Below are 25,286 nucleotides of genomic sequence, written 5' to 3'. Positions count from 1 at the left end.
GATCCGATCCAGGCCATTCAATGACGAACGCCTGCCTTACAGCGGCAGGAGCCTTGCGGCCAACCGGAAAACCGAACCAGAGTGACTGGGATTCAAATCAGGGTTATTCGCGCATTTGCCGCTGCCGGGACGGAAGGTCATCCGGAGCCTGCAAACACCCGAGCCAGGCATGCTAGCACAGATGAACGGTCATCGATGCACTGAGGTTTTCTGCTGGGGCAAATCAGGCTTTTTTGTGCCAGAGTGCTGAACTTGAACCCCGTGTCACCCATCAGATAAAAGACATTGACCCGAAAGGAGCATCTCAGCATGCGTCTGAATCGTTTATTCGCAGTAGTCGCACCCGTCGTCCTGTTGCTGCCGCTGGCGGCCCACGCCGACTGGCCAAAGGGTGAGCGCGAGAAGTACATGGCTCAGTGCACACAGGCGGCTTCCCCTCAGATTGGCGCTGCTGCGGCAAAATCCCACTGCGCTTGTGGCGCCGACGCGATCAAATCCTACCCGGCCAGCGATATTCAGTCGCTGATGGACAACAAGGCCACCCCGGAACTGCAACAGAAGGCACTGGGCGAGATCGCCAAATGCAAGGCCAATCCACCGGCGAAAAAGTGAGGAAAAAGTCCTTTTGACTCAGCCCAACGCTGATAAAAAGTGATGGATTTCAGCTTTTTCGTACGATTTATGCAGGTTTTACAGCTTTTTTTATCGTCTTTACTTTTGGCTGAAAGCCTTTTAAAACGGGGCTTTCAGCCATACAAAGCAACAAAGAGAACGCGACTGTAGGGCAAACAGCACGTCCGGGGGGCTCCCAAAGCGAACATTTCGACTATGATACTCCGGTGTGCCCAGTTGGCCTGAGCAGCACAGTACTACTGAAAATATATGTTTCTTGGAGATACACCATGTCTAATCGCCAAACCGGCACCGTTAAATGGTTCAACGATGAAAAAGGCTTCGGCTTCATCACTCCTCAAGGTGGCGGTGACGACCTGTTCGTACACTTCAAAGCTATCGAAAGCGACGGTTTCAAAAGCCTGAAAGAAGGCCAAACCGTTTCCTTCGTGGCTGAGAAAGGCCAAAAGGGTATGCAAGCTGCACAAGTTCGCCCAGAGTAATTTCCTGGCGCACTAAAAAACCCCGTCCATGTGACGGGGTTTTTTATGGGCGAAACAAAAACCTGAAGCAATCAGCCGCAGTTGACGCGAGTGACCACCAGATTGCTGTCGGTGTTCAGGTTCAGGCGATCGGAGCGGTACTCCAGAGTCACCATGTCGTCAGGCTTGAGGAACCGGGCATTCTGCGCGCCTGCGCGGGTACGTGCCTGCTCCAGCAATTGGGGCGAAGCCTTTTTGCCAATGGTGAATTCGGCAGCCTTTGCTTCACAACGGCTGTGGCCGGTATCGGTCGCCACAGGGTCCTTTGCCGACTCGGTGGACGTACTGCTGCAACCGGCCAGCAGAGTAACGGCCAACAACGTACCCAATGACGCGAGCTTCCAAGGCATGACGCCTCCTTTTTTTCAAAAATTAAGCAGAGATCGTGCGACCGCCATTTTGGTGTTTGGTTTCAAGGCGGGCGCTATCGCCCTGCCCTCGGTCCGGACAAGCGGCGAGTTTGCCTGAGCATCGCCCTACCGTTCATCTCGCAATCGTGACCGAATATGAACAGCGTTCAATAGACGTCGATGTAGTCGTACGGCGGATTCGGCCAGTTGTCTTTCAGCGCGTTGAAGATCTGCATGACCCACACCTCATCGCTGGCTGCGACCCGTCCGACATAACCTGAGCCCTTGGCCCATGTTTCCAGGCGAAACTGCAGCCCGTTGATATCAGTACCGCCCACGACACCCGACGAAATGTAGGCGATGCCGCCCTTGGTGACCCGCAACTGGGTGTGCTCATCGTCGCTGGCAGAGGCCAGTAGCTGACGCACTGCCTCGAGGGTCAAGCCGTCAGGAGTGTTCAAATCGATCTGCACAGCACAATCCTTGAAAATTCGTCAAAGACCAAGTGTCGCATAGCCCTCCCCTGATGCCTAAGTCGCAGTGCCAAACGTCCTGCAAAATGGTTAACTCGACACTCAGACTTTCCCGACTTCACGAGCGCCATCATGACCACCGTAAGCATCGACGCCAATATCACAATCAAGTGGCCACAGGGCCACAGCTCTTACAGCCCGGGCAGTCCGGAAGAGCTGGCAATCATTGGTATCGATTTGCTGGTCAAGGAATTGGGGACGCAGGCTGCCCAGACCTTCATAACCCAGGTTCTCGAGAAGTACTCCATCGACTATAAGGGCATGAGTGCCACAGATACCGAGTAGCGGAAAACCCCGCAGGTTGGCACCTGCGGGTCTATGGATTACTTCAAGCGAGCCAGGCGCTGGGTCAGCAGATCGAAGAAGCCCTGAGCGTCGCCATTTTCCACCCAGAAGGCATTCTTCGGTGCCTTCAGGCCGTCATACCAGTCGACAATGGTCTGACCGAAGGTCGGCCCTTCGCGACTGTCGACCACCACGTTTACCGAGCGACCGGTAAACAGTTCCGGCTTGAGCAGGTAAGCGATGACCGTGGCGTCATGCACCGGGCCACCCGGAATGCCGTAGTGCTCCATGTCGCCTTTGACGTATTCGTTGAGAATATCGCCTACCAGTTTGCTGGCATTGTTATCCAGTGCGGCGATCTGCTGCAGGCGCGCTTCACTGGTGAGGACCTTGTGGGTCACATCCAGCGGCAGATAGGTCAGCTTGACACCACTTTTCAGTACCACTTCGGCAGCCTGCGGGTCAGCGAAGAGATTGAATTCGGCCACCGGGGTGATGTTGCCGCCATTGAAGTGCGCACCGCCCATTATCACCACTTCCTTGATGCCCTGAACGATTTCAGGTTCCTGGATCAGCGCCAGGGCCAGGTTGGTCTGCGGGCCGAGCATGGCGATGGTGATGCTATGGGGTTTGGCGGCCTTCAGGGTATCGATCAGGTAATTGACCGCATTGCCTTCGGCCAGGCCTTTCTTCGGCTCATGCACGGTGACACCCGACAGCCCTTCCTTGCCGTGAATGTTTTCGGCATAGATCGGCGTGCGCATCAGCGGTTTCGGCGCACCCGCGTAAACAGGCACCTCCTCGCGGCCCGCCCATTCGCGGGCCAGACGCGCATTACGCGAGGTCTTGTCCAGACGCACGTTGCCAGCGACGGTGGTCAGCGCACGAATGTTCAGCTCTTCCGGCGAGGCCAGGGCAAACAGCAAGGCGACCACGTCGTCGGCACCCGGATCGGTGTCGATGATCAAGTCGATCTTTTCCGCCGCGTAGGCGCTTGTTGCGGTAATCAGGGACAAGAGCAGCAGACTCCGAAGCAGGTGATGCAGTTTCTGGGCATAGCGATGCATAGCGCACTCCTTGTGCGTGGGAAGAACGGAAAGTTAGAACGTTACGCCAGCCACCAAAATGATGTTGCAGTACGGCTGACATTCGCCTGTACGAACAATCGCCCGTGCCTGTCGGCTGAGCGCTTTGAATTGGTCATGGCTGAGCAGTTCGCGCCGGCCCAGCGCACCGTCGGCATTCAGTTCATCCAGCGTGCTCAAGGCCGACGGTTTTTTGTCCAGAATTTCATGGGCCAGCACATGGCTTTCGACCTGCATTTCGCTGAGCACGACCTTCAAGGTACTGATGAAATCCGGAATGCCGTGGGTCAAGGCCAGGTCAATCAATTCAACGCCGGGCGGAACCGGCAGGCCGGCATCGCCGATCACGACAGTATCGCCATGACCCAGGGACGCGATCAGCCGCGACAACGCAACGTTGAGCAAAGGTGTCTTTTTCATGGTGCTTTAAATGCCTGAACGTCGGACAAGGTAGGAATCGAAGGTTGCGCGCCGGCCCGGGTGACCGACAGCGCAGCGGCGACCTGACCGAAACGGATCGCCTCGGCCTCGCTTTTGCCGGCCGCCAGGGCCGCTGCGAAACCACCGACAAACGTGTCGCCGGCCGCGGTGGTATCGACTGCTTTCACTTTCGGTGCTGGGAAATGCTCGAAGGTGATGCCATTGGCGAACAGCGATCCCTCGGCGCCAAGGGTGATGATCACTTTACCCGCGCCCATGGCGACCAAGCGGGCCGCGGCGGCTTCGGCAGTGCTCAGGGAGTCCACCGGCAAACCGCTCAAGGCCGAGGCTTCGCTTTCGTTGGGGATCAGGTAATCAATGGCCGCATACCAATCCGCCGGCAGCGGGCGACTGGCCGGTGCCGGATTGAGGATCACGGTTTTGCCCAATTCACGCCCGCGTTTCAAAGCATGGCCGACCGTGGCATCCGGCACTTCCAGCTGACAGATAATGACATCCGCCGCTTGCAATACGCTGTCGAAACGGTCGACCACCTCGGGGGTCAGCGCGCCGTTGGCACCGGCAACGATAACGATCGCGTTTTGACTGTTGTCATCGACCACAATCAACGCCACACCACTGGAATCCTCGACCGTACTGACCGCCTGGCAATCGATCTGCTCGGCCAACAGCGCCCCGCGCAGCGCTTCGCCATAAGCGTCGTTGCCCACGCAACCGACCATCGACACCTGCGCCCCCAGCCGCGCCGCAGCCACGGCCTGGTTCGCGCCCTTGCCGCCGGAAACCGTGGCAAATGACTGGCCGATCAGCGTTTCACCACCACGGGGCAGCCGTGGCGCCCGGGTCACCAGGTCCATGTTCAGGCTGCCTACTACCACTACTTTTGCTGGCATACGTCATTACTCATCAATTCTGTTTCGGCGGTGCTTTTTGTTTAACGATGCTTTCGCTTCAGCGATATTGGGCAAACACACCAGCCAGCGGCGCGGTCGATTCCCGCAGGACAATACTGGGCGTCACGATGCGCTGATCGGTCGCCAGATCCGGCGCGGCGATCCGGCGCAGCAACACCTCGGCCGCCATCTCGCCAAGCTGCAGGATCGACTGGCCCACGGTGGTCAATGCCGGATAGACGTAACGGCTCATCTGGATATCGTCGAAGCCGATCACCGATAGCTCGGTGGGCACCCGAATATTGCGTTCGGCAGCGGCGCGCAACACACCGATGCCAATCATGTCGTTGCCGGCGAAGATCGCGCTGGGCGGGTTCTTTTCCAGCAGGATCGCGGCGGCGTTGTAACCGCCGGTGCTGGTGAAGTCGCTTTCCAGCATGCGCTCACGCGGCACCTCGACGCCCGCCTCTTTCAACGCCCGGCAATAACCGGCCAGACGCATCTGCGCCACGCTGGTACTCGCCGGCCCGCCAATCGTGGCGATGTCCCGATGCCCCAGTTCCAGCAAGTGCCGGGTCGCCAGATAGGCGCCGTATTCGTGATCGATGCGCACCAGATCCGCATCGACGCCTTCCAGGTCACGGTCGATGATCACCATCGGCGTACGCACGCCCGTCAGGCCTTCAGCCAGGCTGCTATCCCCGCCGGCAGACGCAACGATTAACCCGTCGATACGTTTTTCCAGTAGCACGCGAAGGTAGCTGCGCTGTTTGTCCGGGTTGTCGTCGGAGTTGCAGAGAATGACGCAGTAGCCATTGCGCTCGCAGTAATCCTCGATGCCACGGGCCAGCTCGGCGAAGTACGGGTTGAGGCTGTTGGGCACCAGCAGGCCGATGGTCGCGGTGGTTTTCGCTTTCAACGAGCGAGCCACGGCGCTGGGCACGTAGTCGAGGCTTTTGATCGCCGCCTCTACCTTGATCCGTACTTCCTCACTGACTGGCCGCGTCTTGTTCACCACATGGGAAACCGTGGTGTAGGAAATGCCCGCGAGTGCCGCTACATCCTTGATCGTTGCCATGACTCAGGTCCGCCGGCTTGCGCGCTGACTGCGATAGGTATCGAGCACCACCGCCACCACGATAACCGCACCGGTAATGATGCGTTTGGTTGGCTCGGTCGCACCAATCTGCGCCAGACCAGCCGCCAGTACCGAGATGATCAATACACCGAAGAAGGTGCTGATCACCGAACCGCGCCCGCCCATCAGGCTGGTGCCGCCGATCACCACCGCGGCGATTACTTGCAGTTCCAGACCGGAGCCGGCATTCGGGTCCGCCGCTTCCAGGCGAGAAATCTGAAACAGCGCAGCGATACCGGCCAGCAGCCCCATCAGGCTGAATACCAGGATCTTGTAGGGCTTCGGATTGATCCCCGCCAGACGCACCGCCTCTTCGTTGGTACCGATGCCGATCAGGTAACGACCGAACACCGTACGGGTCAGCACGGCTTGGGCAATGAAGATAATCAGCAAGGCAATGATGAACGATGGCGAGATCCCGAACGCGATCGGGTTGGACAGCCAGGCGAAGGCATCACCGATATAAGCGGTACGCGAACCGGTCATTTGGTACGCCAGACCCCGCGCCATTTCCAGCACACCGAGGGACACGATGAACGAAGGAATCCGCCAGGCCACGGTGATCGAGCCGGTGATAGTGCCCGCCAGTGCCGCGGCGCCCATTCCCAGCAACGCCGCCGGCAGCACGCTCCAGCCCCAGCCGAGAATCGCCACGCTGACTGTCGACGCCGCCAGCGCCAGCACCGAACCCACCGACAAGTCGATTCCGCCGATGATCAATACGAAGGTCATGCCGACCGCCAGCACCATCAGATCGGGAATCTGATTGGCCAGGGTACTGAAGGTGTCGTAAGACAGGAAGTGGCTGCTCAACACAGAGAACAGCGCGACCATCGCCAGCAAGGCACCGGCCAGGCCCAGGTAAGTGCCGAGGCCGTAAAAATTGCCACTACGTTTGCCGGCCAGAGTTGCAGTATTCATGGAAGATCCCTAGGCGCTGCTTCGTTGAGCAACGCATCACGTTTTTGGTAGCCGGCGAACGCGGCGGCAAGCAAATCATCCTGCGTCCAGCTGTCACGCTCGAACGTGTCGATCAGACGCCCTGCCGACAGCACGCCAATGCGGTCACAGATCAGCATCAGTTCGCGCAGGTCGCTGGATACCACCACCAGTGCTTTGCCCTGACGGGTCAACTCACCGAGCAATGTATAGATGTCGAACTTGGCGCCGACGTCGATGCCTCGGGTCGGCTCGTCGAACAGCATCACCGTGCAGTCGCGTTCGAGCCAACGGCCGATCACCACTTTCTGCTGATTACCGCCGGACAATTCCGAGACCAATTGCGTCGGGCTGGAACTGCGAATGCGCATGGCATCGATCTGACGCTGGGCCAGCGACATCTCGTCACCGTTGTTGACGAAGCCGCCGCTGGAAATCACCGGCATATTGCCCAGGGCAATATTGGCGCTGATCGATTGCGTCAGCAGCAGACCCTCGCCCTTGCGATCTTCGGTGATCAGCGCGATGCCATGACCAACCGCGTCGGCCGGCGAACGAATATCCACCACCTGAGCCGGCGACCCCAGCGCAACGGTGCCGCTGTCGGCTGTATCGGCACCGAAGATCAGGCGCAGCAATTCGGTGCGCCCTGCCCCGATCAAACCGGAGATCCCGAAGATCTCGCCGGCGCGCACTTCGAAAGACACATCGCGAACCTTGTCGGAGCGAGTCAGCCCTTTGACCGTCAAGGCCGGAGCACCGATATTGCGCGGTCCCATGTCGATGTGCTCGCCCAGCTCACGGCCGACCATCAGGGTGACCAGTTGCTCGCTGTTGTAATTGGCCATCGGCTCGACGCACACCAGGTTGCCGTCGCGCAATACCGCGATGCGCTGGGCCACCCGTGCCAGTTCTTCGAGACGGTGGGAAATGTAGATGATCGACACGCCGCGCGCCTGCAGACGAGTGATCTGCTCGAACAGCATTTCGACTTCACGGGCCGTCAGCATCGCGGTCGGCTCGTCGAGGATCAGCACATGGCAATCGCCGATCAGGTTGCGGGCGATTTCCACCATCTGCTGGTGACCGATACCCAGCTCACCGACCAGGGTGTCCGGATCGATGGCATCGAGGCCGACCTGAGCCATGGCCTCGATCGCCGCCCTGCGCAGTTGCTTGCGGCTGATCCAGCCACCGAGGCTGGGCAGGTTGTCGAGGAACAGGTTTTCCGCCACCGACAATGTCGGCAACAGATTGAGTTCTTGCATGACCATGCGCACGCCCAGCTTTTCGGCCTGGCTGCGGCTGCCGGGGCAGTAATCCTGACCCTGGAATCGCATCTGGCCGGTGGTCGGCGCGACCAGTCCGCCAATGATTTTCGACAACGTACTTTTGCCGGCGCCATTCTCGCCGGTCAGCGCCAGCACTTCGCCGCGCATCAACGTCAGATCGATGCCGGTCAGGACTGGTTGAGCATAGGTCTTACCGATACCGCTGACCGAGAGGACAGCGTTCGGGGCGGAAACTGACATAAAAACTCTCCATGCGCTCGCCCCTGGAGGCGAGCACCGTTGTGTCGCCAGAAAGACTACTTGGTAACCAGCTCTACCGGAGTTTCGATGACGCCGTTGGCGCCGCTATCGACTTTCTCGCCTTTGATGATTTTCAGCGCGGTCTCGATGCCGAACACCGCTTGCCGGGCAGCAAACTGGTCGGCGGTGGCCAGGACGCGGCCATCCTTGAGCATTGGCTTGATCGCATTGATGTTGTCGTAACCGACCACTTGCACCTTGCCGGCCTTGCCCGCGGCACGCACGGCAGAGACCGCGCCGACCGCCATGCTGTCGTTGCCGGCCAGCAGGGCCTTGATGTTCGGATATTCGCTGAGCATCGAAGAAGCCACCTTGCCGCCCTTGTCGATTTCCCAATCGCCGGACTGCAGGGACACGACTTTGATCTGCGCCGCTTCCATCGCATCCTTGAAGCCGGCAGTGCGCTGCTGGGCGTTGGTGGTGGTGGAAACGCCTTCGATGATGCCGACTTCGTCACCGGCCTTCAGTTGCTTGGCCAGGTATTCACCCACCAGGCGCGCGCCTTTGCGGTTGTCCGGGCCTACGAATGGAACGGTGATGTTTTTGCTTTTGACGACAGCCGGATCCAGCTGATTATCGATGTTGATCACGGTGATGCCGGCATCGACTGCTTTCTTGATGACCGGGACCATGGCCTTGGAGTCTGCCGGGGCGATGACCAGTGCGTTGACTTTGGACAGGATCATTTGCTCGACGATGCGCGTCTGGCCGGCTGTGTCCGTTTCGTCCTTGATGCCGTTGGAGATCAGCTCGAAGTCGCCGGAGTGGTCTTTCTGGTAGGCCTTGGCGCCGTCTTCCATGGTCAGGAAGAACTCGTTGGCCAGGGATTTCATGACCAGCGCGACTTTAGGCTTTTCAGGGGTTTCGGCGAACGCCGAAGAGACAGGCAGCGCGGCGGATGCGGCAGCCAGCATAGCGACAGCGAGAAGACGTCCAGCGAATGGCAGCTTCATGGGTTCACTCCGATCTTATGATTATTCTTGGCAACGCTTGCGCTGGATCATCAATGGATCAGCCCATCGACGGCGACCGCGCAAACGTTTGCGTAGACCGAACTATGCGAACCCTGTGGAGATTTGTCAACGACCCGTTCTGTGTCTCGGTTGGCAAAAACCAACCCGTTTTGCATCACGCCGTGGTGTTGACCAAACCGCCGCCGCTGGAATCCTTGGCCAGTTCCTTGACCAGATTGCCTGTCACTTGCGCGAGCGCACCGCTGGTATCGGCGATTTGCCCCTGGATCGTCATGACAGCGCTGGCCTTGGCTTCCGGCGTCGGATAATTCGCCGCCTGAGCGGCCGCCAGTTGTTGCTGCTGTTCGCGCAGTTGCTGCTGCAGTTCCTGCATGCGCTTGAGCAATACCTGCACCGCAATACTCTGACTGCTGGTTTTCTCGGATTTGCTTTCGCTCTGAGCCGCCGCGCCGCCACCGGTTCTGACCTGATTGTCGTCGCCCTGCTCTTCACCCAGCGCCTGGGTCGAGGCGTCGGATGTCGCTTCACTCAAGTCGTTGATGGTCGCCGCGGACTTGCCCCCGATAGTGATTGCACCCGCATTTGCAAAACCGACAGTAAACGACATGTGAACTCCTGAAAAAAAAGATCCTTCTAAAGGAGCATCGACCTGCGTGCAGGTTTCTTTAGCACCGATTTTCGATTTTGCAAGATAACCGCCTCAATGAAGGTCGGGGAGCCGAACATAAAAGCCGACCCTATTCGGAAACCCGGACGGTCGGACGCGAAGCATCGCCAGTCAAAATAACAATATCGTTAAAAATCAGCAAGTTAAAAGATCACTTCCTCCAGCGTCCGACTGGTACAGATCCTGCTCTTCTTCTACACCCCCGGCGTTCAGATCTGCCTGGGGCGCTTCTAGATGAACCTGCATCTGCACCGTCTCACTACTAGAGAAAACAATAATGAAATCTGCCTTCAACACTTTTATTCCGGGCGCTTTGGCCCTGCTTATGCTTCTGCCGACCGCCCTTCAGGCAAAAGAAGTCGAAACCCAACAGAAACTCGCAAACGTGGTCATTCTGGCCACCGGCGGCACCATTGCCGGCGCGGGCGCCAGCGCCGCTAACAGCGCCACCTATCAAGCGGCGAAATTCGGCATCGAACAATTGATAGCCGGGGTCCCGCAACTGAGCCAATTGGCTAACGTTCGCGGCGAACAAGTCATGCAGATCGCGTCCGAAAGCATCACCAACGACAACCTGCTGCAACTGGGTCGTCGCGTGGCTGAACTGGCCGACAGTAAAGACGTCGATGGCATTGTCATCACCCACGGCACCGACACCTTGGAAGAAACCGCTTACTTCCTGAACCTGGTTGAAAAAACTGACAAGCCGATTATCGTCGTCGGCTCCATGCGCCCTGGCACCGCCATGTCGGCCGACGGCATGCTGAACCTGTACAACGCCGTCGCCGTGGCCAGCAGCAAAGACGCACGCGGCAAAGGCGTACTGGTAACCATGAACGATGAAATCCAGTCGGGTCGTGATGTCAGCAAAATGATCAACATCAAGACCGAGGCGTTCAAAAGTGCCTGGGGTCCGCTGGGCATGGTGGTCGAAGGAAAATCCTACTGGTTCCGTCTACCGGCCAAGCGCCACACCATGGACTCGGAATTCGATATCAAAACCATCAAGAGCCTGCCTGACGTCGAAATCGCCTACTCCTATGGCAACGTCAGCGACACCGCCTACAAAGCCCTGGCTCAATCGGGCGCCAAAGCCATCATCCACGCCGGCACCGGCAATGGTTCGGTCTCGTCCCGCGTGGTTCCCGCCCTGCAGGCTCTGCGCAAGGACGGTGTACAAATCATTCGCTCTTCCCACGTCAATGCTGGCGGTTTCGTCCTGCGTAACGCCGAACAGCCTGACGACAAGTACGACTGGGTTGTTGCTCACGACCTGAACCCGCAAAAAGCCCGCATCCTGGCCATGGTCGCACTGACCAAGACCAACGACAGCAAAGAGCTGCAACGGATGTTCTGGGAATACTGATTCACCCTCGCCCGACCCGTTCGCGGTCGGGCACCGCTGTAACCACTCGCCAGTCTTGGCGAGTGGTTCACGAACTTCTTCCGATAAAAAACTCCCCACCGCCCTACACCAAACGGAAAAAACCACTGTCAGAGGATTTTCTTGAATTTTAAGCAGTTGCGAAAATGCCTACAGTTAAATACTGTATGCACGTACAGCTTAATAAGGATAACTCCGTGGCCACTACCTCTGCCTCTCCTGACGCTTACGAACGCCTGGGTATGCGCGTTCAGAAAATCATCAATTCCCCCACCGCCCAGAAAGCCAAAGCCGCACTGATCTTCCGCCTTCCGGACGAACCCGTGGATGAGTGGGAGCGCTTGCTCGAAGAAATCGATGAGAACGACAACGTCACCCTCGCCCATCGCGATGACGGCGGTGTGCAGATTTTCTGGGTTGTGCCGAAGGAAGATTGAGTCAATGAGTGTCCGCTGGCTTGCTTTGCTGTTTCTGCTCATCACCCTTGGCGCCCAGGCTGGCGCCCCACGCACCTTCAACGAAGCCAAGAAAGTCGCCTGGAAGTTGTACGCTCCGCAGTCCACCGAGTTTTATTGCGGCTGCAAATATACCGGCAACCGAGTAAACCTCGCCGCCTGCGGTTATGTGCCACGCAAAAATGCCAAGCGCGCCTCGCGCATTGAGTGGGAACACATTGTTCCTGCCTGGCAGATCGGCCATCAGCGTCAGTGCTGGCAACAAGGAGGTCGCAAGAACTGCACGCGCTACGACCCGACCTATCAAAAAGCCGAGGCCGACCTGCACAATCTGGTGCCCAGCATCGGCGAGGTGAATGGCGATCGGAGCAATTTCAGTTTTGGCTGGCTACCCGTGCAGTCGGGTCAATATGGCTCGTGCCTGACTCAGATCGACTTCAAGGCGAAGAAGGTCATGCCCCGCCCTTCCATTCGCGGCATGATCGCCCGAACGTATTTCTACATGAGCAAACAGTACGGCTTGCGCCTGTCGAAACAGGATCGGCAATTGTACGAAGCCTGGAACAAGACCTACCCGGTTCAGGCCTGGGAACGTCAGCGCAATCAGAGCGTGGCGTGCGTAATGGGCCGCGGCAACGAGTTTGTCGGGCCAGTAGACATGAAGGCCTGCGGCTAACCGGCTGCCTGGATCTTCTCCTGGCAGATTGCGCCCTCGTCGGGCGCCCAAACAAAAACGCCCCGACCGAAGTCGGGGCGTTTTCATGTGCGGCGAAGGCTTAGCGCGGGAATGCTGGCGGGTTTACACCGGCCATGTCTTCCATCACGCGAACTACCTGGCAGCTGTAACCGAATTCGTTGTCGTACCAAACGTACAGAACAACGCGGTTGTCGTTGCAGATGGTCGCTTCAGCGTCCACTACGCCTGCGTGGCGCGAGCCCACGAAGTCGGTGGAAACCACTTCCTGCGAGTTGACGAAGTCGATTTGCTTATGCAGATCGGAGTGCAGCGCCATGTAGCGCAGGTACTCGTTCATCTCTTCACGGGTGGTGGCTTTCTCAAGGTTCAGGTTGAGAATGGCCATCGACACGTTTGGTGTCGGAACGCGAATCGCGTTACCGGTCAGCTTGCCGGCCAGTTCAGGCAGCGCCTTGGCGGCAGCAGTGGCAGCACCGGTCTCGGTGATCACCATGTTCAACGCGGCGCTACGGCCACGACGATTGCCTTTGTGGAAGTTGTCGATCAGGTTCTGGTCGTTGGTGTACGAGTGAACCGTTTCAACGTGACCGTTGACGATGCCGAACTTGTCGTTGACAGCTTTCAGCACCGGCACGATGGCGTTGGTGGTGCAGGAAGCGGCAGAAACGATCTTGTCGTCAGCGGTGATTTCACCGTGGTTAATACCGTGAACGATGTTCTTCAGCTTGCCTTTGCCAGGCGCGGTCAGAACAACGCGGTCGATACCCGGGCAGGCCAGGTGCTGGCCCAGGCCGTCGGCGTCACGCCATACACCGGTGTTGTCCACCAGCAGCGCGTTTTTGATGCCGTACTGGGTGTAGTCCACTTCAGTCGGGTTCTTCGCGTAGATAACCTGGATCAGGTTGCCGTTGGCGGTGATGGTGTTGTTGGCTTCATCGATGGTGATGGTGCCGTTGAACGAACCATGCACCGAGTCGCGACGCAGCAGACTGGCACGCTTGACCAAGTCGTTCTCGGCGCCCTTGCGGACAACGATGGCACGCAGACGCAGACCGTCGCCACCACCGGTTTTCTCGATAAGGATGCGCGCCAGCAGACGACCGATACGACCGAAGCCGTACAGGACAACGTCGGTGCCGGTACGGCCGGAACCATTCTGCTTGCCGACCACATCAGCCAGTTCGTCACGGACGAACGCTTCGGCGGTACGGCCATTGCCTTCGGCCTTGAATTTGACGGCCAACTTGCCCAGATCTACCGAAGCAGCGCCGAGCTTGAGCTCGCTCATTGCCTTGAGCAGCGGGAATGTTTCGTGGACGGACAATTCGCTGTCATCGGACTGGCGATGGCGAGCAAAGCGGTGAGCTTTGAGAATCGCGATGACAGACTGGTTGATCAGACTGCGGCCATAGATCGAGCTCACCACGTTGTTATTGCGGTAGAGCTGACCGATAAGCGGAATCATCGCTTCCGCGAGTGCTTCACGGTCGATCCATTCACCAAGACACTGGTCGGGCTTCTGAGTCACGGTAACCTTCCACATGTAGGGGCAGAAAAAAGGGGCTACATTATGCCGCCGAGAGCCTCCCGTAGCAATGCGCGCCTGTCGCACGAGCGGTAACAAAATTCCGTTCAAAAAAATCACGCCCCGCGCCAGCCCAGTAAATACGGGGCTTTCAGCGCAGTCAATTTTTCGACGATAACGCCACAGTGTCCGTAACCCTCCGTAACACTGAGCGGTTTTGGCACTACATCTTCAGTATTAAATCGCCAGTTTTTGTCATTACCACTACATTTTGCCCAACCTGTGTATATAGACACAGTCTGCAACTGACAGCCGGCACCCGAGGCCGTTACAATTACCGACTTTGTCGCAACGCTGGAGCTCAACCTTCCGTGCCCGTTCTGCGTCTACCGCTTCTCCCTGCCGCGGCAGGTAAACAGCACTGGGGCAACCTGCCAGGTGCCGCCCTGAGCCTGGCCATCGCCGAGGCCGCCAGCGCTGCCAAGCGCTTTACCTTGCTACTGACCGCCGACAGCCAGAGTGCCGAACGGCTGGAACAGGAGCTGAGTTTCTTCGCCCCGGATTTGCCTGTCCTGCACTTCCCCGACTGGGAAACCCTGCCCTACGACCTGTTCTCGCCACACCAGGACATCATCTCGCAGCGTATCGCCAGCCTGTATCGGTTGCCGGAGCTGGCGCATGGCGTTCTGGTCGTGCCGATCACCACTGCCCTGCATCGCCTGGCGCCGACCAAATTCCTGCTCGGCAGCAGTCTGGTGCTGGATGTCGGCCAGAAACTCGATGTCGAGCAGATGCGCACCCGGCTTGAAGCCACCGGTTATCGCTACGTCGATACCGTGTACGAGCATGGCGAATTCACCGTGCGCGGCTCGCTGATCGACCTGTTCCCGATGGGCAGCAAGCTGCCTTATCGTATCGACCTGTTCGACGACGAAATCGAGACCCTGCGCACTTTCGACCCGGAAAACCAGCGCTCCATCGACAAGGTCGATTCGGTCAAGCTGTTACCGGCCAAAGAATTCCCGCTGGAGAAAGAAGCCGTCACCCGCTTCAAGGCGCGCTTCCGTGAGCGCTTCGATGTCGACTTCCGGCGCTGCCCGATCTTCCAGGACCTGAACAGCGGGATTACCCCGGCAGGCATCGAGTACTACCTGCCGCTGTTCTTCGAGGAAACTTCTACCCTGTTCGATTACCTGCCCCAGGACACGCAAGTGTTTTCCCTGCCGGGCATCGAGCAGGCCGCGGAGAATTTCTGGAATGACGTGCGTAACCGCTATGAAGAACGCCGCGTCGATCCGTCCCGTCCTTTACTGCCACCGGCCGAGTTGTTCCTGCCGGTGGAAGACTGCTTTGCGCGCCTGAAGAGCTGGCCCCGTGTGGTGGCCAGTCAACAAGACGTCGAAACCGGTGTCGGCCGCGAACGCTTCCCGGCTCAGCCGCTACCGAACCTGGCCATCGAAGCCAAGGCCACTCAGCCGTTGGCGGCACTGGCCAGTTTCCTCGACGAATTCCCCGGCCGCGTGCTGTTTACCGCCGAGTCCGCGGGCCGTCGTGAAGTACTGCTGGAATTGCTCGAACGCTTGAAGCTGCGACCGAAAACCGTCGACAGCTGGCCGGACTTTGTCGCCAGCAAAGAGCGCCTGGCGATCACCATTGCACCACTCGACGAAGGCCTGTTGCTGGACGACCCAGCGCTGGCCCTGGTTGCCGAAAGCCCATTGTTCGGTCAGCGCGTAATGCAGCGCCGTCGCCGCGAGAAACGCGCCGACGCGAACAACGATGCGGTGATCAAAAACCTCACCGAGCTGCGCGAAGGTGCGCCGGTGGTGCACATCGATCATGGAGTCGGCCGCTATCTGGGGCTGACGATCCTGGAAATCGACAACCAGGCCGCCGAGTTCCTGACCCTCGAATACGCCGAAGGCGCCAAGCTGTACGTGCCGGTAGCCAACCTGCACCTGATCGCCCGCTACACCGGCAGCGACGATGCTTTGGCCCCGCTGCACCGCCTCGGCTCCGAGACCTGGCAGAAAGCCAAGCGCAAAGCCGCCGAACAGGTGCGCGACGTGGCCGCCGAGCTGCTCGACATCTATGCCCGCCGCGCCGCTCGCGAGGGTTATGCCTTCGCTGACCCGAAAGCCGATTACGCGACCTTCAGCGCCGGTTTCCCGTTCGAAGAAACCCCGGACCAACAGACCACCATCGAAGCGGTGCGCGAAGACATGCTCGCACCCAAACCGATGGATCGACTGGTCTGCGGCGACGTCGGTTTCGGCAAGACCGAAGTGGCCATGCGCGCGGCGTTCATCGCAGTGCATGGCGGTCGTCAGGTGGCGATCCTGGTGCCGACCACCCTGCTCGCCCAGCAACACTACAACAGCTTCCGCGACCGCTTTGCCGACTGGCCGGTGACCGTGGAAGTGATGAGCCGTTTCAAGTCGGCCAAGGAAGTGAACGCCGCAGTTGCGGACCTGGCCGAAGGCAAGATCGACATCGTTATCGGCACACACAAGCTGCTGCAAGATGACGTAAAAATCAAAAACCTGGGGCTGGTGATCATCGACGAAGAGCACCGTTTCGGTGTCCGTCAGAAAGAACAGCTCAAGGCACTGCGCAGTGAAGTCGACATCCTGACACTGACCGCAACGCCGATTCCGCGGACGCTGAACATGGCGGTGTCGGGCATGCGCGACCTGTCGATCATCGCCACACCGCCGGCCCGTCGTTTGTCGGTGCGCACCTTCGTCATGGAACAGAACAAGAGCACGGTCAAAGAGGCCCTGCTGCGTGAGTTGCTGCGTGGCGGCCAGGTCTACTACCTGCACAACGACGTGAAGACCATCGAGAAATGCGCCGCCGACCTCGCCGAACTGGTGCCGGAAGCGCGGATCGGCATCGGCCACGGGCAGATGCGCGAACGTGAACTCGAACAGGTGATGAGCGACTTCTACCACAAGCGCTTCAACGTGCTGATTGCCTCGACCATCATCGAGACCGGCATCGACGTGCCGAGCGCCAACACCATCATTATCGAGCGCGCCGACAAGTTCGGCCTGGCCCAGTTGCACCAGTTGCGTGGTCGGGTCGGTCGCAGTCACCACCAGGCGTATGCTTACCTGCTGACACCGCCGCGCCAGCAAATCACTCCCGATGCGGAAAAACGCCTGGAAGCGATCGCCAATACCCAGGACCTCGGCGCGGGCTTCGTACTCGCCACCAACGACCTGGAAATCCGTGGCGCCGGCGAACTGCTGGGCGACGGCCAGAGCGGGCAGATCCAGGCCGTGGGCTTCACGCTATACATGGAAATGCTCGAGCGTGCGGTGAAATCGATCCGCAAGGGCGAACAGCCGAACCTCGATCAGCCGTTGGGCGGCGGTCCGGAAGTCAATCTGCGCGTACCGGCGTTGATTCCCGAAGACTACCTGCCGGACGTTCATGCCCGCCTGATTCTCTACAAACGCATTGCCTCGGCCACCGATGAAGAAGGCCTCAAGGATCTGCAAGTGGAGATGATCGACCGCTTCGGTTTGTTGCCAGAACCGACCAAGAACCTGGTGCGGATCACGGCGCTGAAATTGCAGGCCGAACAGCTGGGCATCAAGAAAGTCGACGGCGGCCCGCAAGGCGGTCGTATCGAGTTCGCGGCACAGACCCCGGTCGATCCGCTGACGCTGATCAAACTGATCCAGAGCCAGCCTAAACGCTACAAATTCGAAGGCGCCACGATGTTCAAATTCCTCGTGCCGATGGAGCGCCCCGAAGAACGCTTTAATACTGTAGAGGCGCTATTCGAGCGCCTCATTCCGACCACTGCTTGAAGGACGCCGCATGCGCCTGTTTCGCTCACTGACCTTGCTGATGACGTTGTTGATGTCGCTGCTCGCCTCGACCGCGTTTGCCGATGATCTGTATCAGGTTGAAATGATTCTGGTACGGCAAAACGCCGTGCCTGCCATCGTCAGCCGCGCCGCGCCAGAAGACTGGGCTGCCGGTGCCCAACGCATCAGCCCCGACAGCTTTCGTACGCCAAGCCTGAATGCCGAAGTGGAAAAGCTCACCGCCAGCAACGAGTACACGGTGTTGCTGCACAAGGCCTGGCAACAGCACCTGGGTGAAGAAGCCAGCAAAATCGCGATCAGCGAAGGCAAGGAACAGTTTGGCCAATTCCCGATCGAGGGCACGCTGAACCTGAAACTGGGGCGCTTCACTGACGTCGACGCCGACTTCTGGGTCAATCAGATTGACGCCAACGGCATGGTCACCGCCAGCGAACGCCTGAAGCAGGAAAGCCACACCAAGAACGGCCTGCTGAACTTCCTCGACAATGGCCACCTGGGCCTGTTGATCAAGATCACCTCGCTGACCGCCCCTGCACCTCGGCCAGTCCCCGATGAAATTCCGGACTGATTGAAGCCCTTATGTCCTCCGCGACCCTGAGCAAACCCCTGGCAACATCCTGGGTCAGCCGATTCAAGGAACAGAGCCTGGAGCGTGGCCGCCGCTACGCACTGGAGAACCGCGTCAGGATCGTCGAAGTCGGCGACGCCACCATCACCGCCAGTTGCGAAGGCTCTGGCGGTAACGTTTACCGTCAGACCATTCGCCTGCGCGAGTCGGCCAAAGGCACCTTGCTGATGATCGACGCCACGTGCACCTGCCCGGTTCACAGCAACTGCAAACATTGCGCGGCGGTGCTACTGCAAGTGCAGGAAACCCTCGCGTATCCGGCGGCCGCGAAAGACGCCGAACTGCTGGAAAAACTTCAGGCCGTATTGGAAAACCGTAGCCCGAAAGCGCCGCCGCAAGTGCTGGTGGACAACGTGCAACCGGTGCCGCGCCTGTGGCTGGCGAGCATCGAGTTCAGCGCCTTCGAACCGCGCAACGGCAAAATGCAGCGTTACATTCAGCATCGCGCGGCGCTGTCCTTCAGCTATCTGGACGAATACGTCAGCGGACAGAAAAACGCTGACATCCTGATTCGTCAGGAGACACAGACGCTGCGGATAAAACGTCACCCGGAAGTCGAACAGACCTACAGGGAGCAGCTGCGGATCCTCGGTTTCAAAGTCGCCACCCGACAAAGCAAAGCCTTGCCGGAAAGTGCCGGCGAACTCTACGAGATGGTCAACGACAGCGCCTGGCTGACCTTTACCCTCAACGAACTGCCGAAGTTGCGCACCCAGGGTTGGGAGTTGCAGATCGACGAGGATTTCGGCTTCGACCTGACTGCCGTGGACGACTGGTACGCCACCGTCGAGCAGGCGCCGGAACGCGACTGGTTCGACCTGGAACTGGGGATCATCGTCAACGGCGAACGCCTGAGCCTGCTGCCGATCCTGTTGAACCTGATGCGCTCCCACACCGAAATCCTCAACCCGGAACGGCTCGCCCGACGTCGCGACGACGAACTGATCCTGGTGAACATTCCGCAACGCCGCAGCACCGACCAGGGCCCGTTGCAGGTCGCCCTGCCCTTCGGCCGCCTGAAACCGGTGCTGGCCACCCTCGGCGAGTTTTACCTGCAAGAACCCGGCGAAACCACACTGCGCCTGAGCAAGGCCGACGCCACGCGATTGAACCCGCTGGAAGGCCTGCCGCTGCTCTGGGAAGGTGGCGAGCAGATCCGCACCTTTGCCCAACGTCTGCGCGACATCAAGGACCACACCGCCGCCGCGCCCGAAGGCTTGAATGCCACGTTGCGCCCGTATCAGCTGGAAGGTCTGAGCTGGATGCAATCGTTGCGACAACTGGAAGTCGGCGGGATTCTCGCGGACGACATGGGCCTGGGCAAAACCCTACAGACCTTGGCGCACATTCTCAGCGAGAAGAACGCCGGGCGCCTTGATCGGCCGTGCATGGTCGTCATGCCCACCAGCCTAATCCCCAACTGGCTCGACGAAGCGGCGCATTTCACGCCGCAACTCAAAGTGCTGGCGCTGTACGGTGCCAGTCGCAAAAAGCATTTCGATAATCTGGCCGATTACGACCTGATCCTGACCACCTATGCACTGCTGCCCAAGGACGTCGAACACCTGGCCGCGCAGCCGTTGCACGTACTGGTGCTGGATGAAGCGCAGTACATCAAGAATCCCAACAGCAAGGCCGCTCATGCCGCCCGTGAGCTGAATGCTCGCCAGCGCCTGTGCCTGAGTGGCACGCCGCTGGAAAATCACTTGGGCGAGCTGTGGTCGCTGTTCCACTTCCTGCTGCCGGGTTGGCTCGGTGACGTGAAAAGCTTCAACCGCGATTACCGCGTGCCGATAGAAAAGCGTGCCAGTGAAGTACGACTTCAACACCTGAACGGTCGGATCAAACCGTTCCTGCTGCGCCGGACCAAGGAACAAGTGGCCACCGAACTGCCGCCGAAAACCGAAATCGTCCATTGGGTCGAGCTCAATGAAGCCCAGCGCGATGTGTACGAAACCATGCGCCTGGCCATGGACAAGAAAGTCCGCGACGAGATCACCCGCAAAGGCGTGGCGCGCAGCCAGATCATCATTCTTGAGGCACTGCTGAAGCTGCGTCAGGTGTGCTGTGATTTGCGCCTGGTCAACGATGCCGCCCTGCCCGCTCGCGGCAGCACCTCCGGCAAACTCGATAGCCTGATGGAAATGCTTGAAGAGCTGTTCGAGGAAGGTCGGCGGATTCTGCTGTTCTCGCAGTTCACCTCAATGTTGTCGCTGATCGAGGACGAGCTGAACAAACGCGGCGTGGCGTATGCGATCCTGACCGGCCAGACCCGTGACCGACGCACGCCAGTCAAGGAATTCCAGAGCGGCAAGCGTCAGATCTTTCTGATCAGTTTGAAGGCTGGCGGTGTGGGCCTGAACCTGACCGAAGCCGATACGGTGATTCACTACGACCCTTGGTGGAACCCGGCGACGGAAAATCAGGCGACGGATCGTGCGTATCGCATTGGTCAGGAGAAGCCGGTGTTCGTCTACAAGATGATTGCCAGGGGCACGGTGGAAGAGAAGATTCAGCATCTGCAGAAGGAAAAATCCGATCTGGCCGCAGGCGTGCTGGATGGACGCAAGACCGGGGACTGGAAGTTGCAGAGCGACGATATTGAAGCGTTGTTTGCGCCGTTGCCGGAAAAAATTGATAAGTAGCAGGAATCAGATCGCCATCTGTAGGCGCGAGGCTTGCCCGCGAAGGCAGTGTGTCAGACAACGTCTGATGTTGAATGTGCTGACGCATTCGCGGGACAGCAAAACAATGGTGTTGATGACAGAGTTTACGATAAGTAGGACTCGCGCTGGGATTCGATCAGGGTCAGAGCGGCCTCCCAGGCCAGGTCGATAATGTTGTCCTGTTCATCGCGGTCAAACTGCTCGGCGGTGTGCACACAGACTTCCGGAGACGGGTAATGCAACGCCGAACCACCGGCCAGCGCCTGGACCTGTGCCTGACAGGCACGCTCCAGGAAGTGAATTTCCTGAAATGCCTGGGCCACGCCGGAGCCGCCGACCAGCAGGCCGTGATTGCGCAGGATCATCGCGCGATGCGGCCCCAGATCGGCAATCAGACGCTCGCGCTCATCCAGTGACAGGGCAATGCCTTCATAGGTGTGATACGCCAATTTGCCGTAAAACTTCAACGCGTGCTGACTGATCGGCAACAAGCCGTGCTTCTGCGCGGCGACGGCCATGCCGGCGGCGGTGTGGGTATGGATCACACAATTCAGGTCAGGGCGAGCCATGTGGATTGCTGAGTGGATCACAAAACCTGCTGCATTGACTCGATGACCTTCGTACGCCGGATCGACCACTCGCCCCTCCTGATCAATGCGCACCAGATCCGAGGCGCGCATGCGATCGAAAATCACCCCGTAGCGGTTGATCAGAAAGTGATGCTCAGGCCCTGGAATCCGCAGGGTAATGTGGGTGTCGATCAGGTCGGTCATGCGAAAGTGCGCGACCAGGCGATACAACGCAGCAAGTTCGCAACGGGCTTGCCATTCAACCGTATCAATGTGTTCAGGTTTGCTCACGAATACACCTCTTTAGCAGCGCACTCTGTGGCGCTTGTGGGCTTTATCGCTTCCGTGCCAGGATTAGTCAATTTTCATATACTTATCTTTACTATTAGCACTGCTACTACATGGAATCTTTATGCCCTCCACCTCCAACCCGTGGGTCGGTCGCCGCTTTCTGAATGACCGCCTCGACTGGAACTTGCTGCGCACTTATCTGGTGATCGGTCAGGAAGGCAGCATGAGTCGGGCTGCCGCGCGACTGCACATCACCCAGTCGGCGGTTAGCTAGGCATTGAAGCGTCTGGAAGAACAACTGGAATGTGTGTTGATCGCCCGCAGCGGGCGACGGTTCGATCTGACGGAAACCGGGGAAGAAGTCCTGCGCATCGCAACGGACATTTACGGCGATATTTCGCGCCTGGGAACTGTGCTGGAGAGTCGGCACGATGACGTAGTCGGCAAGATTCGCATCCTCACCGTCAGCGGCGTGCAAGCGCGACACTACGATGAGTTCCTCGCCGATTTCCACGAAACCCACCCGAAAGTCGAGCTGGAAGTCGAGGTGATGGGCAGTTCGAACATCATCAGTTCGTTGCTGCAAAAGACCGCGACCATTGGCGTCGGATTGTGCCGTTTACCGCAACCGAGACTGGAACAGCGGGTATTGTTTCGCGAGCGTTATGCGTACTTTTGCGGGCAGCGTCATCGACTTTTCGGACAAGAGAATCTGACCCTGGAACAGCTCGCTGCAGAGAACTTCGTCAGCTTCACCAGCGATCAGCTCGGCGGCAACCTTTCCCCCCTGACCCTGTTTCGCGACCAGCAAGGTTTTACCGGCAAGATCGTTGCCTCATCCACCAGTTTCGAAGAGATTTACCGCTTGATCTGCGCAGGGTTTGGTATTGGGTGTCTGCCGACTCATCTGGTGCGCAGGGATGTCGAGCAAGGTTTGCTCTGGCGTTTGCCGCCAGAAGATGGCGTGGTGGATTTCGATATCCAGCTGTTGTGGAATCGCGAGCAGAAGATGAGTCAGGCCGAAACCGTGTTCCTGGAAAGCTTCCAGCACATGCTCAGCATTCGTGAGCCTGTGCTGTGAAACCTTGATTCTTAAACGTGAGGGTCGCCCGGGGCTTTGCTCGGCGCGGCGTATTGCGGCTTCAGGTGGCCGTCCTGATCAAGTAGCCAGGCATCCATGATCTGCCTCACGACAGGACCGGCAACGCGACCACCGGCTTCGCCGTTTTCGATCATTACCGAGATGACAATCTTCGGATGTTCAGCCGGGGCGAAACCGACGAACAAGGCGTTGTCGCGGTTGCGCTCAAGGGTTTTCGCCCGGTTGTAGCGCTCGCCCTGCTTGATCGCCACCACTTGCGCAGTACCACTTTTGCCGGCGATGCGGTACTGCGCGCCCTCCGCCGCCGCTCGGGCAATCCCGCGGGCGTCATGCATCACCATCTGCATGCCGTGGTTAACCTGCTCCCAGTCACGCGGATCCTTGAGCAGAATGTTCGGCATCGGATGCTCGTCCACCGGCGCGACGCCATCCACGGTCTTGGCCAGGTGCGGTCGGTTCCATACACCTTTGTTGGCGATCAGCGCAGTGGCCTGGGCCAGTTGCAGAGGGGTGACCTGCATGTAGCCTTGGCCGATGCCGAGGATCACGGTCTCGCCGGGGAACCATGCCTGTCGCCGCGTGGCGCGCTTCCAGGCCTGAGACGGCATCAACCCGGGAGACTCTTCGAACATGTCCAGCGATACCTTCTCGCCAAGGCCGAACATCGCCATGTAGTCATGCAGACGATCGATGCCCAACTTGTGGGCCAGATCGTAGAAGTAGGTGTCGTTGGAGCGCATGATCGCCGTGTCCATGTTCACCCAGCCATCGCCGCTGTGGTTCCAGTTACGGTACTTGTGATCGAAATCCGGTAACTGGTAATAGCCCGGATCGAAGACACGGGTCTGCGGGGTTACGACGCCGGCGTCGAGGCCGGCGATCGCCACTTCCGGCTTGATGGTCGAGCCTGGTGCATAAAGCCCGCGCAGCACACGGTTGAACAGCGGCCGGTCAATTGAGTCGTGCAGTGCCGCGTACTCCTTGAAGCTGATGCCCGTCACGAACAGGTTCGGGTCAAAACTTGGCTTGCTGACCATGGCCAATACTTCGCCGGTCGACGGATCGAGAGCGACCACCGAGCCGCGGCGATCACCCAACGCCTCCTCAGCGGCTTCCTGAAGTTTGACGTCGAGGCTAAGGACGATGTTTTTGCCGGGGATCGGATCGGTGTGTTTGAGCACTCGCAACACGCGGCCCTGAGCATTGGTTTCAACCTCTTCGTAACCTACGTGGCCGTGCAATTCAGACTCGTAGAACTTCTCGATACCGGTCTTGCCGATGGATTGGGTGCCACGGTACTCCACCGTGTCCAAGGCTTTGGATTCTTTTTCGTTAATACGACCGACGTAGCCGATCGAATGGGCAAAGTGCGCGCCCATGGGGTAGTGGCGAACGAACTGTGGTTCGACATCGATTCCCGGCAGACGGAATTCGTTGACCGCAAGCACGGCGATCTGTTCTTCGCTTAGTTCATAGAACAAGGTGACGGGCACGAACGGGTGTCTCGCCTGTTTCATCGCCTTGTCGAATAGTGTGCGGTCTTCTGCTGGCAGATGCAGGAGGTTGACCACTTCATCCAGCTCTCCTTTGACATCAGAGGCGCGCTCGCGGGTGATGGTCAGGTTGAAGCTGGGCCGGTTGTCTGCCAGGACCACACCATTGCGGTCGTAGATCAGCCCGCGAGTTGGAGTGATCGGCAGGACATGGACGCGGTTGTTTTCGGAGACCGTCGAGTGATAGTCGAATTCGACGACCTGCAGGACGTACATGCGCACCACCAGCGCACAAGTAATGGCGGCAACGAACAAGGCGCAGGCCATCAGTCTTTTGTTGACCAGTTGCGTCTCTTTTTCGTGGTCCTTGATCGGTATCGGTTCGGGCATTTCTGTAGCAACTCTTTGACTATAAAACGGGAGTCCGATCCGTAGGCTTGCAATCAGTCCGTTGAAACGAGCTGCACCATACCAAAAACGACGTGGTTTTTAGCGCATGCTGCCGAAGTTTCACGAACGATGCGACCGTTACCAGGAATGGCCATTCTCTAGCTCTCTGTTGCCAAAGCACTTTCCTGCGGGC

General features: G+C 58.7%; 22 protein-coding genes and 1 pseudogene. 10 read left to right on the top strand and 13 right to left on the bottom strand.

The window, feature by feature from the left end:
* Positions 1-309 precede the first annotated feature (309 nt).
* Together AC30D7_RS08430 and AC30D7_RS08425 are read left to right on the top strand one after the other, a co-directional pair.
* Complete coding sequence (locus AC30D7_RS08430; RefSeq protein WP_490133719.1) at positions 310-612, top strand: hypothetical protein; 303 nt, start codon at positions 310-312, stop codon at positions 610-612.
* Positions 613-902: 290 nt separating this feature from the next.
* On the top strand, positions 903-1,115 hold the full coding sequence (locus AC30D7_RS08425) for a cold-shock protein (RefSeq protein ID WP_003179963.1): 213 nt from the start codon (positions 903-905) through the stop codon (positions 1,113-1,115).
* Positions 1,116-1,186: 71 nt separating this feature from the next.
* Here AC30D7_RS08425 and AC30D7_RS08420 read toward each other — a convergent pair whose 3' ends face one another.
* Positions 1,187-1,504, bottom strand: coding sequence for an I78 family peptidase inhibitor (locus AC30D7_RS08420; protein ID WP_490133718.1), 318 nt, complete (start codon positions 1,502-1,504; stop codon positions 1,187-1,189).
* A gap of 167 nt (positions 1,505-1,671) precedes the next feature.
* Positions 1,672-1,977: a hypothetical protein gene (locus tag AC30D7_RS08415; protein ID WP_490133717.1), complete on the bottom strand. Its 306-nt coding sequence runs from the start codon at positions 1,975-1,977 to the stop codon at positions 1,672-1,674.
* A 132-nt stretch (positions 1,978-2,109) separates the two neighbouring features.
* Here AC30D7_RS08415 and AC30D7_RS08410 point away from each other — a divergent pair, with 132 nt between their 5' ends.
* A complete protein-coding gene (locus AC30D7_RS08410; protein WP_490133716.1) occupies positions 2,110-2,322 on the top strand; it encodes a hypothetical protein in 213 nt (70 codons plus the stop codon).
* 38 nt (positions 2,323-2,360) lie between these two features.
* On the opposite strand, the gene AC30D7_RS08405 is transcribed toward AC30D7_RS08410, so the two are convergent.
* From AC30D7_RS08405 to AC30D7_RS08370, 8 genes are all read right to left on the bottom strand, one after another.
* Positions 2,361-3,389, bottom strand: a complete 1,029-nt coding sequence (locus tag AC30D7_RS08405) for a nucleoside hydrolase (RefSeq protein WP_490133715.1) — start codon at positions 3,387-3,389, stop codon at positions 2,361-2,363.
* 33 nt (positions 3,390-3,422) lie between these two features.
* On the bottom strand, positions 3,423-3,827 hold the full coding sequence (gene rbsD / locus AC30D7_RS08400; protein ID WP_019582833.1) for a D-ribose pyranase: 405 nt from the start codon (positions 3,825-3,827) through the stop codon (positions 3,423-3,425).
* Entirely contained in the window at positions 3,824-4,741 is a 918-nt protein-coding gene (gene rbsK / locus AC30D7_RS08395; protein ID WP_490133714.1) for a ribokinase, read from the bottom strand. The genes rbsD and rbsK overlap by 4 nt, the downstream gene beginning before the upstream one ends.
* 58 nt (positions 4,742-4,799) lie before the next feature.
* A complete protein-coding gene (locus AC30D7_RS08390; RefSeq protein WP_477747231.1) occupies positions 4,800-5,819 on the bottom strand; it encodes a LacI family DNA-binding transcriptional regulator in 1,020 nt (339 codons plus the stop codon).
* 3 nt (positions 5,820-5,822) lie between these two features.
* Positions 5,823-6,800 carry an ABC transporter permease gene (locus AC30D7_RS08385; RefSeq protein WP_490133713.1) on the bottom strand — a complete coding sequence of 326 codons (978 nt, stop codon included), beginning with the start codon at positions 6,798-6,800 and terminating at the stop codon, positions 5,823-5,825.
* The gene (locus tag AC30D7_RS08380; RefSeq protein WP_490133712.1) at positions 6,797-8,350 is read right to left on the bottom strand and encodes a sugar ABC transporter ATP-binding protein; all 1,554 of its coding nucleotides are present in this window, start codon (positions 8,348-8,350) and stop codon (positions 6,797-6,799) included. Before AC30D7_RS08380 ends, AC30D7_RS08385 begins: the two co-directional genes overlap by 4 nt.
* Positions 8,351-8,406: 56 nt before the next feature.
* Positions 8,407-9,363, bottom strand: a complete 957-nt coding sequence (locus AC30D7_RS08375) for a sugar ABC transporter substrate-binding protein (protein ID WP_490133711.1) — start codon at positions 9,361-9,363, stop codon at positions 8,407-8,409.
* A gap of 175 nt (positions 9,364-9,538) precedes the next feature.
* Positions 9,539-9,991, bottom strand: a complete 453-nt coding sequence (locus AC30D7_RS08370; RefSeq protein WP_490133710.1) for a hypothetical protein — start codon at positions 9,989-9,991, stop codon at positions 9,539-9,541.
* A gap of 337 nt (positions 9,992-10,328) precedes the next feature.
* On the opposite strand from AC30D7_RS08370, the gene AC30D7_RS08365 reads away from it, so the two are divergent.
* The 3 genes from AC30D7_RS08365 (at position 10,329) to AC30D7_RS08355 (ending at position 12,566) form a co-directional block, all read left to right on the top strand.
* The gene (locus AC30D7_RS08365) at positions 10,329-11,417 is read left to right on the top strand and encodes an asparaginase (RefSeq protein ID WP_490133709.1); all 1,089 of its coding nucleotides are present in this window, start codon (positions 10,329-10,331) and stop codon (positions 11,415-11,417) included.
* Positions 11,418-11,581: 164 nt separating this feature from the next.
* Positions 11,582-11,872, top strand: a complete 291-nt coding sequence (locus AC30D7_RS08360; protein ID WP_007940214.1) for a DUF1654 domain-containing protein — start codon at positions 11,582-11,584, stop codon at positions 11,870-11,872.
* Between the two features lie 4 nt (positions 11,873-11,876).
* Positions 11,877-12,566 (top strand): endonuclease, encoded by a 690-nt coding sequence (locus AC30D7_RS08355; RefSeq protein WP_018930291.1) that lies wholly within the window; start codon positions 11,877-11,879, stop codon positions 12,564-12,566.
* A gap of 100 nt (positions 12,567-12,666) precedes the next feature.
* Here the strand turns inward: AC30D7_RS08355 and AC30D7_RS08350 are convergent, their stop codons facing one another.
* A complete protein-coding gene (locus AC30D7_RS08350; RefSeq protein ID WP_026331975.1) occupies positions 12,667-14,130 on the bottom strand; it encodes a glyceraldehyde-3-phosphate dehydrogenase in 1,464 nt (487 codons plus the stop codon).
* Positions 14,131-14,483: 353 nt separating this feature from the next.
* Between AC30D7_RS08350 and mfd the strand changes: the two genes are divergently transcribed.
* From mfd to AC30D7_RS08335, 3 genes are read left to right on the top strand one after another with little or no spacing between them, the layout of a single operon-like run.
* Entirely contained in the window at positions 14,484-17,933 is a 3,450-nt protein-coding gene (mfd, locus tag AC30D7_RS08345; protein ID WP_490133708.1) for a transcription-repair coupling factor, read from the top strand.
* A 10-nt stretch (positions 17,934-17,943) separates the two neighbouring features.
* The gene (locus tag AC30D7_RS08340) at positions 17,944-18,522 is read left to right on the top strand and encodes a CsiV family protein (protein WP_028939824.1); all 579 of its coding nucleotides are present in this window, start codon (positions 17,944-17,946) and stop codon (positions 18,520-18,522) included.
* Between the two features lie 11 nt (positions 18,523-18,533).
* On the top strand, positions 18,534-21,227 hold the full coding sequence (locus tag AC30D7_RS08335; protein ID WP_490133707.1) for an SNF2-related protein: 2,694 nt from the start codon (positions 18,534-18,536) through the stop codon (positions 21,225-21,227).
* A gap of 125 nt (positions 21,228-21,352) precedes the next feature.
* On the opposite strand, the gene AC30D7_RS08330 is transcribed toward AC30D7_RS08335, so the two are convergent.
* On the bottom strand, positions 21,353-22,108 hold the full coding sequence (locus AC30D7_RS08330) for a class II aldolase/adducin family protein (protein ID WP_490133706.1): 756 nt from the start codon (positions 22,106-22,108) through the stop codon (positions 21,353-21,355).
* A 121-nt stretch (positions 22,109-22,229) separates the two neighbouring features.
* On the opposite strand from AC30D7_RS08330, the pseudogene AC30D7_RS08325 reads away from it, so the two are divergent.
* Positions 22,230-23,189, top strand: a pseudogene (locus tag AC30D7_RS08325) (LysR family transcriptional regulator).
* Positions 23,190-23,200: 11 nt separating this feature from the next.
* Here AC30D7_RS08325 and mrdA read toward each other — a convergent pair.
* A complete protein-coding gene (mrdA, locus tag AC30D7_RS08320) occupies positions 23,201-25,093 on the bottom strand; it encodes a penicillin-binding protein 2 (protein ID WP_490133705.1) in 1,893 nt (630 codons plus the stop codon).
* Positions 25,094-25,286 lie beyond the last annotated feature (193 nt).

This window comes from Pseudomonas sp. DF5 (assembly GCF_058148225.1).
The sequence above is the reverse complement of the archived record's forward strand: the minus strand, read 5'-3'. Positions and strand labels throughout refer to the sequence as shown.

What these genes read in the sequence shown, in the direction of transcription:
- AC30D7_RS08375 (WP_490133711.1), bottom strand. Translation starts at nt 9,363, where the DNA reads ATGAAGCTGCCATTCGCTGGACGTCTTCTCGCTGTCGCTATGCTGGCT.
- AC30D7_RS08340 (WP_028939824.1), top strand. Translation starts at nt 17,944, where the DNA reads ATGCGCCTGTTTCGCTCACTGACCTTGCTGATGACGTTGTTGATGTCG.
- AC30D7_RS08390 (WP_477747231.1), bottom strand. Translation starts at nt 5,819, where the DNA reads ATGGCAACGATCAAGGATGTAGCGGCACTCGCGGGCATTTCCTACACC.
- AC30D7_RS08370 (WP_490133710.1), bottom strand. Translation starts at nt 9,991, where the DNA reads ATGTCGTTTACTGTCGGTTTTGCAAATGCGGGTGCAATCACTATCGGG.
- rbsK (WP_490133714.1), bottom strand. Translation starts at nt 4,741, where the DNA reads ATGCCAGCAAAAGTAGTGGTAGTAGGCAGCCTGAACATGGACCTGGTG.
- AC30D7_RS08350 (WP_026331975.1), bottom strand. Translation starts at nt 14,130, where the DNA reads ATGTGGAAGGTTACCGTGACTCAGAAGCCCGACCAGTGTCTTGGTGAA.
- AC30D7_RS08385 (WP_490133713.1), bottom strand. Translation starts at nt 6,800, where the DNA reads ATGAATACTGCAACTCTGGCCGGCAAACGTAGTGGCAATTTTTACGGC.
- AC30D7_RS08355 (WP_018930291.1), top strand. Translation starts at nt 11,877, where the DNA reads ATGAGTGTCCGCTGGCTTGCTTTGCTGTTTCTGCTCATCACCCTTGGC.
- AC30D7_RS08360 (WP_007940214.1), top strand. Translation starts at nt 11,582, where the DNA reads ATGCCTACAGTTAAATACTGTATGCACGTACAGCTTAATAAGGATAAC.
- AC30D7_RS08335 (WP_490133707.1), top strand. Translation starts at nt 18,534, where the DNA reads ATGTCCTCCGCGACCCTGAGCAAACCCCTGGCAACATCCTGGGTCAGC.
- AC30D7_RS08425 (WP_003179963.1), top strand. Translation starts at nt 903, where the DNA reads ATGTCTAATCGCCAAACCGGCACCGTTAAATGGTTCAACGATGAAAAA.
- mrdA (WP_490133705.1), bottom strand. Translation starts at nt 25,093, where the DNA reads ATGCCCGAACCGATACCGATCAAGGACCACGAAAAAGAGACGCAACTG.
- AC30D7_RS08380 (WP_490133712.1), bottom strand. Translation starts at nt 8,350, where the DNA reads ATGTCAGTTTCCGCCCCGAACGCTGTCCTCTCGGTCAGCGGTATCGGT.
- AC30D7_RS08430 (WP_490133719.1), top strand. Translation starts at nt 310, where the DNA reads ATGCGTCTGAATCGTTTATTCGCAGTAGTCGCACCCGTCGTCCTGTTG.
- AC30D7_RS08410 (WP_490133716.1), top strand. Translation starts at nt 2,110, where the DNA reads ATGACCACCGTAAGCATCGACGCCAATATCACAATCAAGTGGCCACAG.
- AC30D7_RS08365 (WP_490133709.1), top strand. Translation starts at nt 10,329, where the DNA reads ATGAAATCTGCCTTCAACACTTTTATTCCGGGCGCTTTGGCCCTGCTT.
- AC30D7_RS08405 (WP_490133715.1), bottom strand. Translation starts at nt 3,389, where the DNA reads ATGCATCGCTATGCCCAGAAACTGCATCACCTGCTTCGGAGTCTGCTG.
- AC30D7_RS08420 (WP_490133718.1), bottom strand. Translation starts at nt 1,504, where the DNA reads ATGCCTTGGAAGCTCGCGTCATTGGGTACGTTGTTGGCCGTTACTCTG.
- rbsD (WP_019582833.1), bottom strand. Translation starts at nt 3,827, where the DNA reads ATGAAAAAGACACCTTTGCTCAACGTTGCGTTGTCGCGGCTGATCGCG.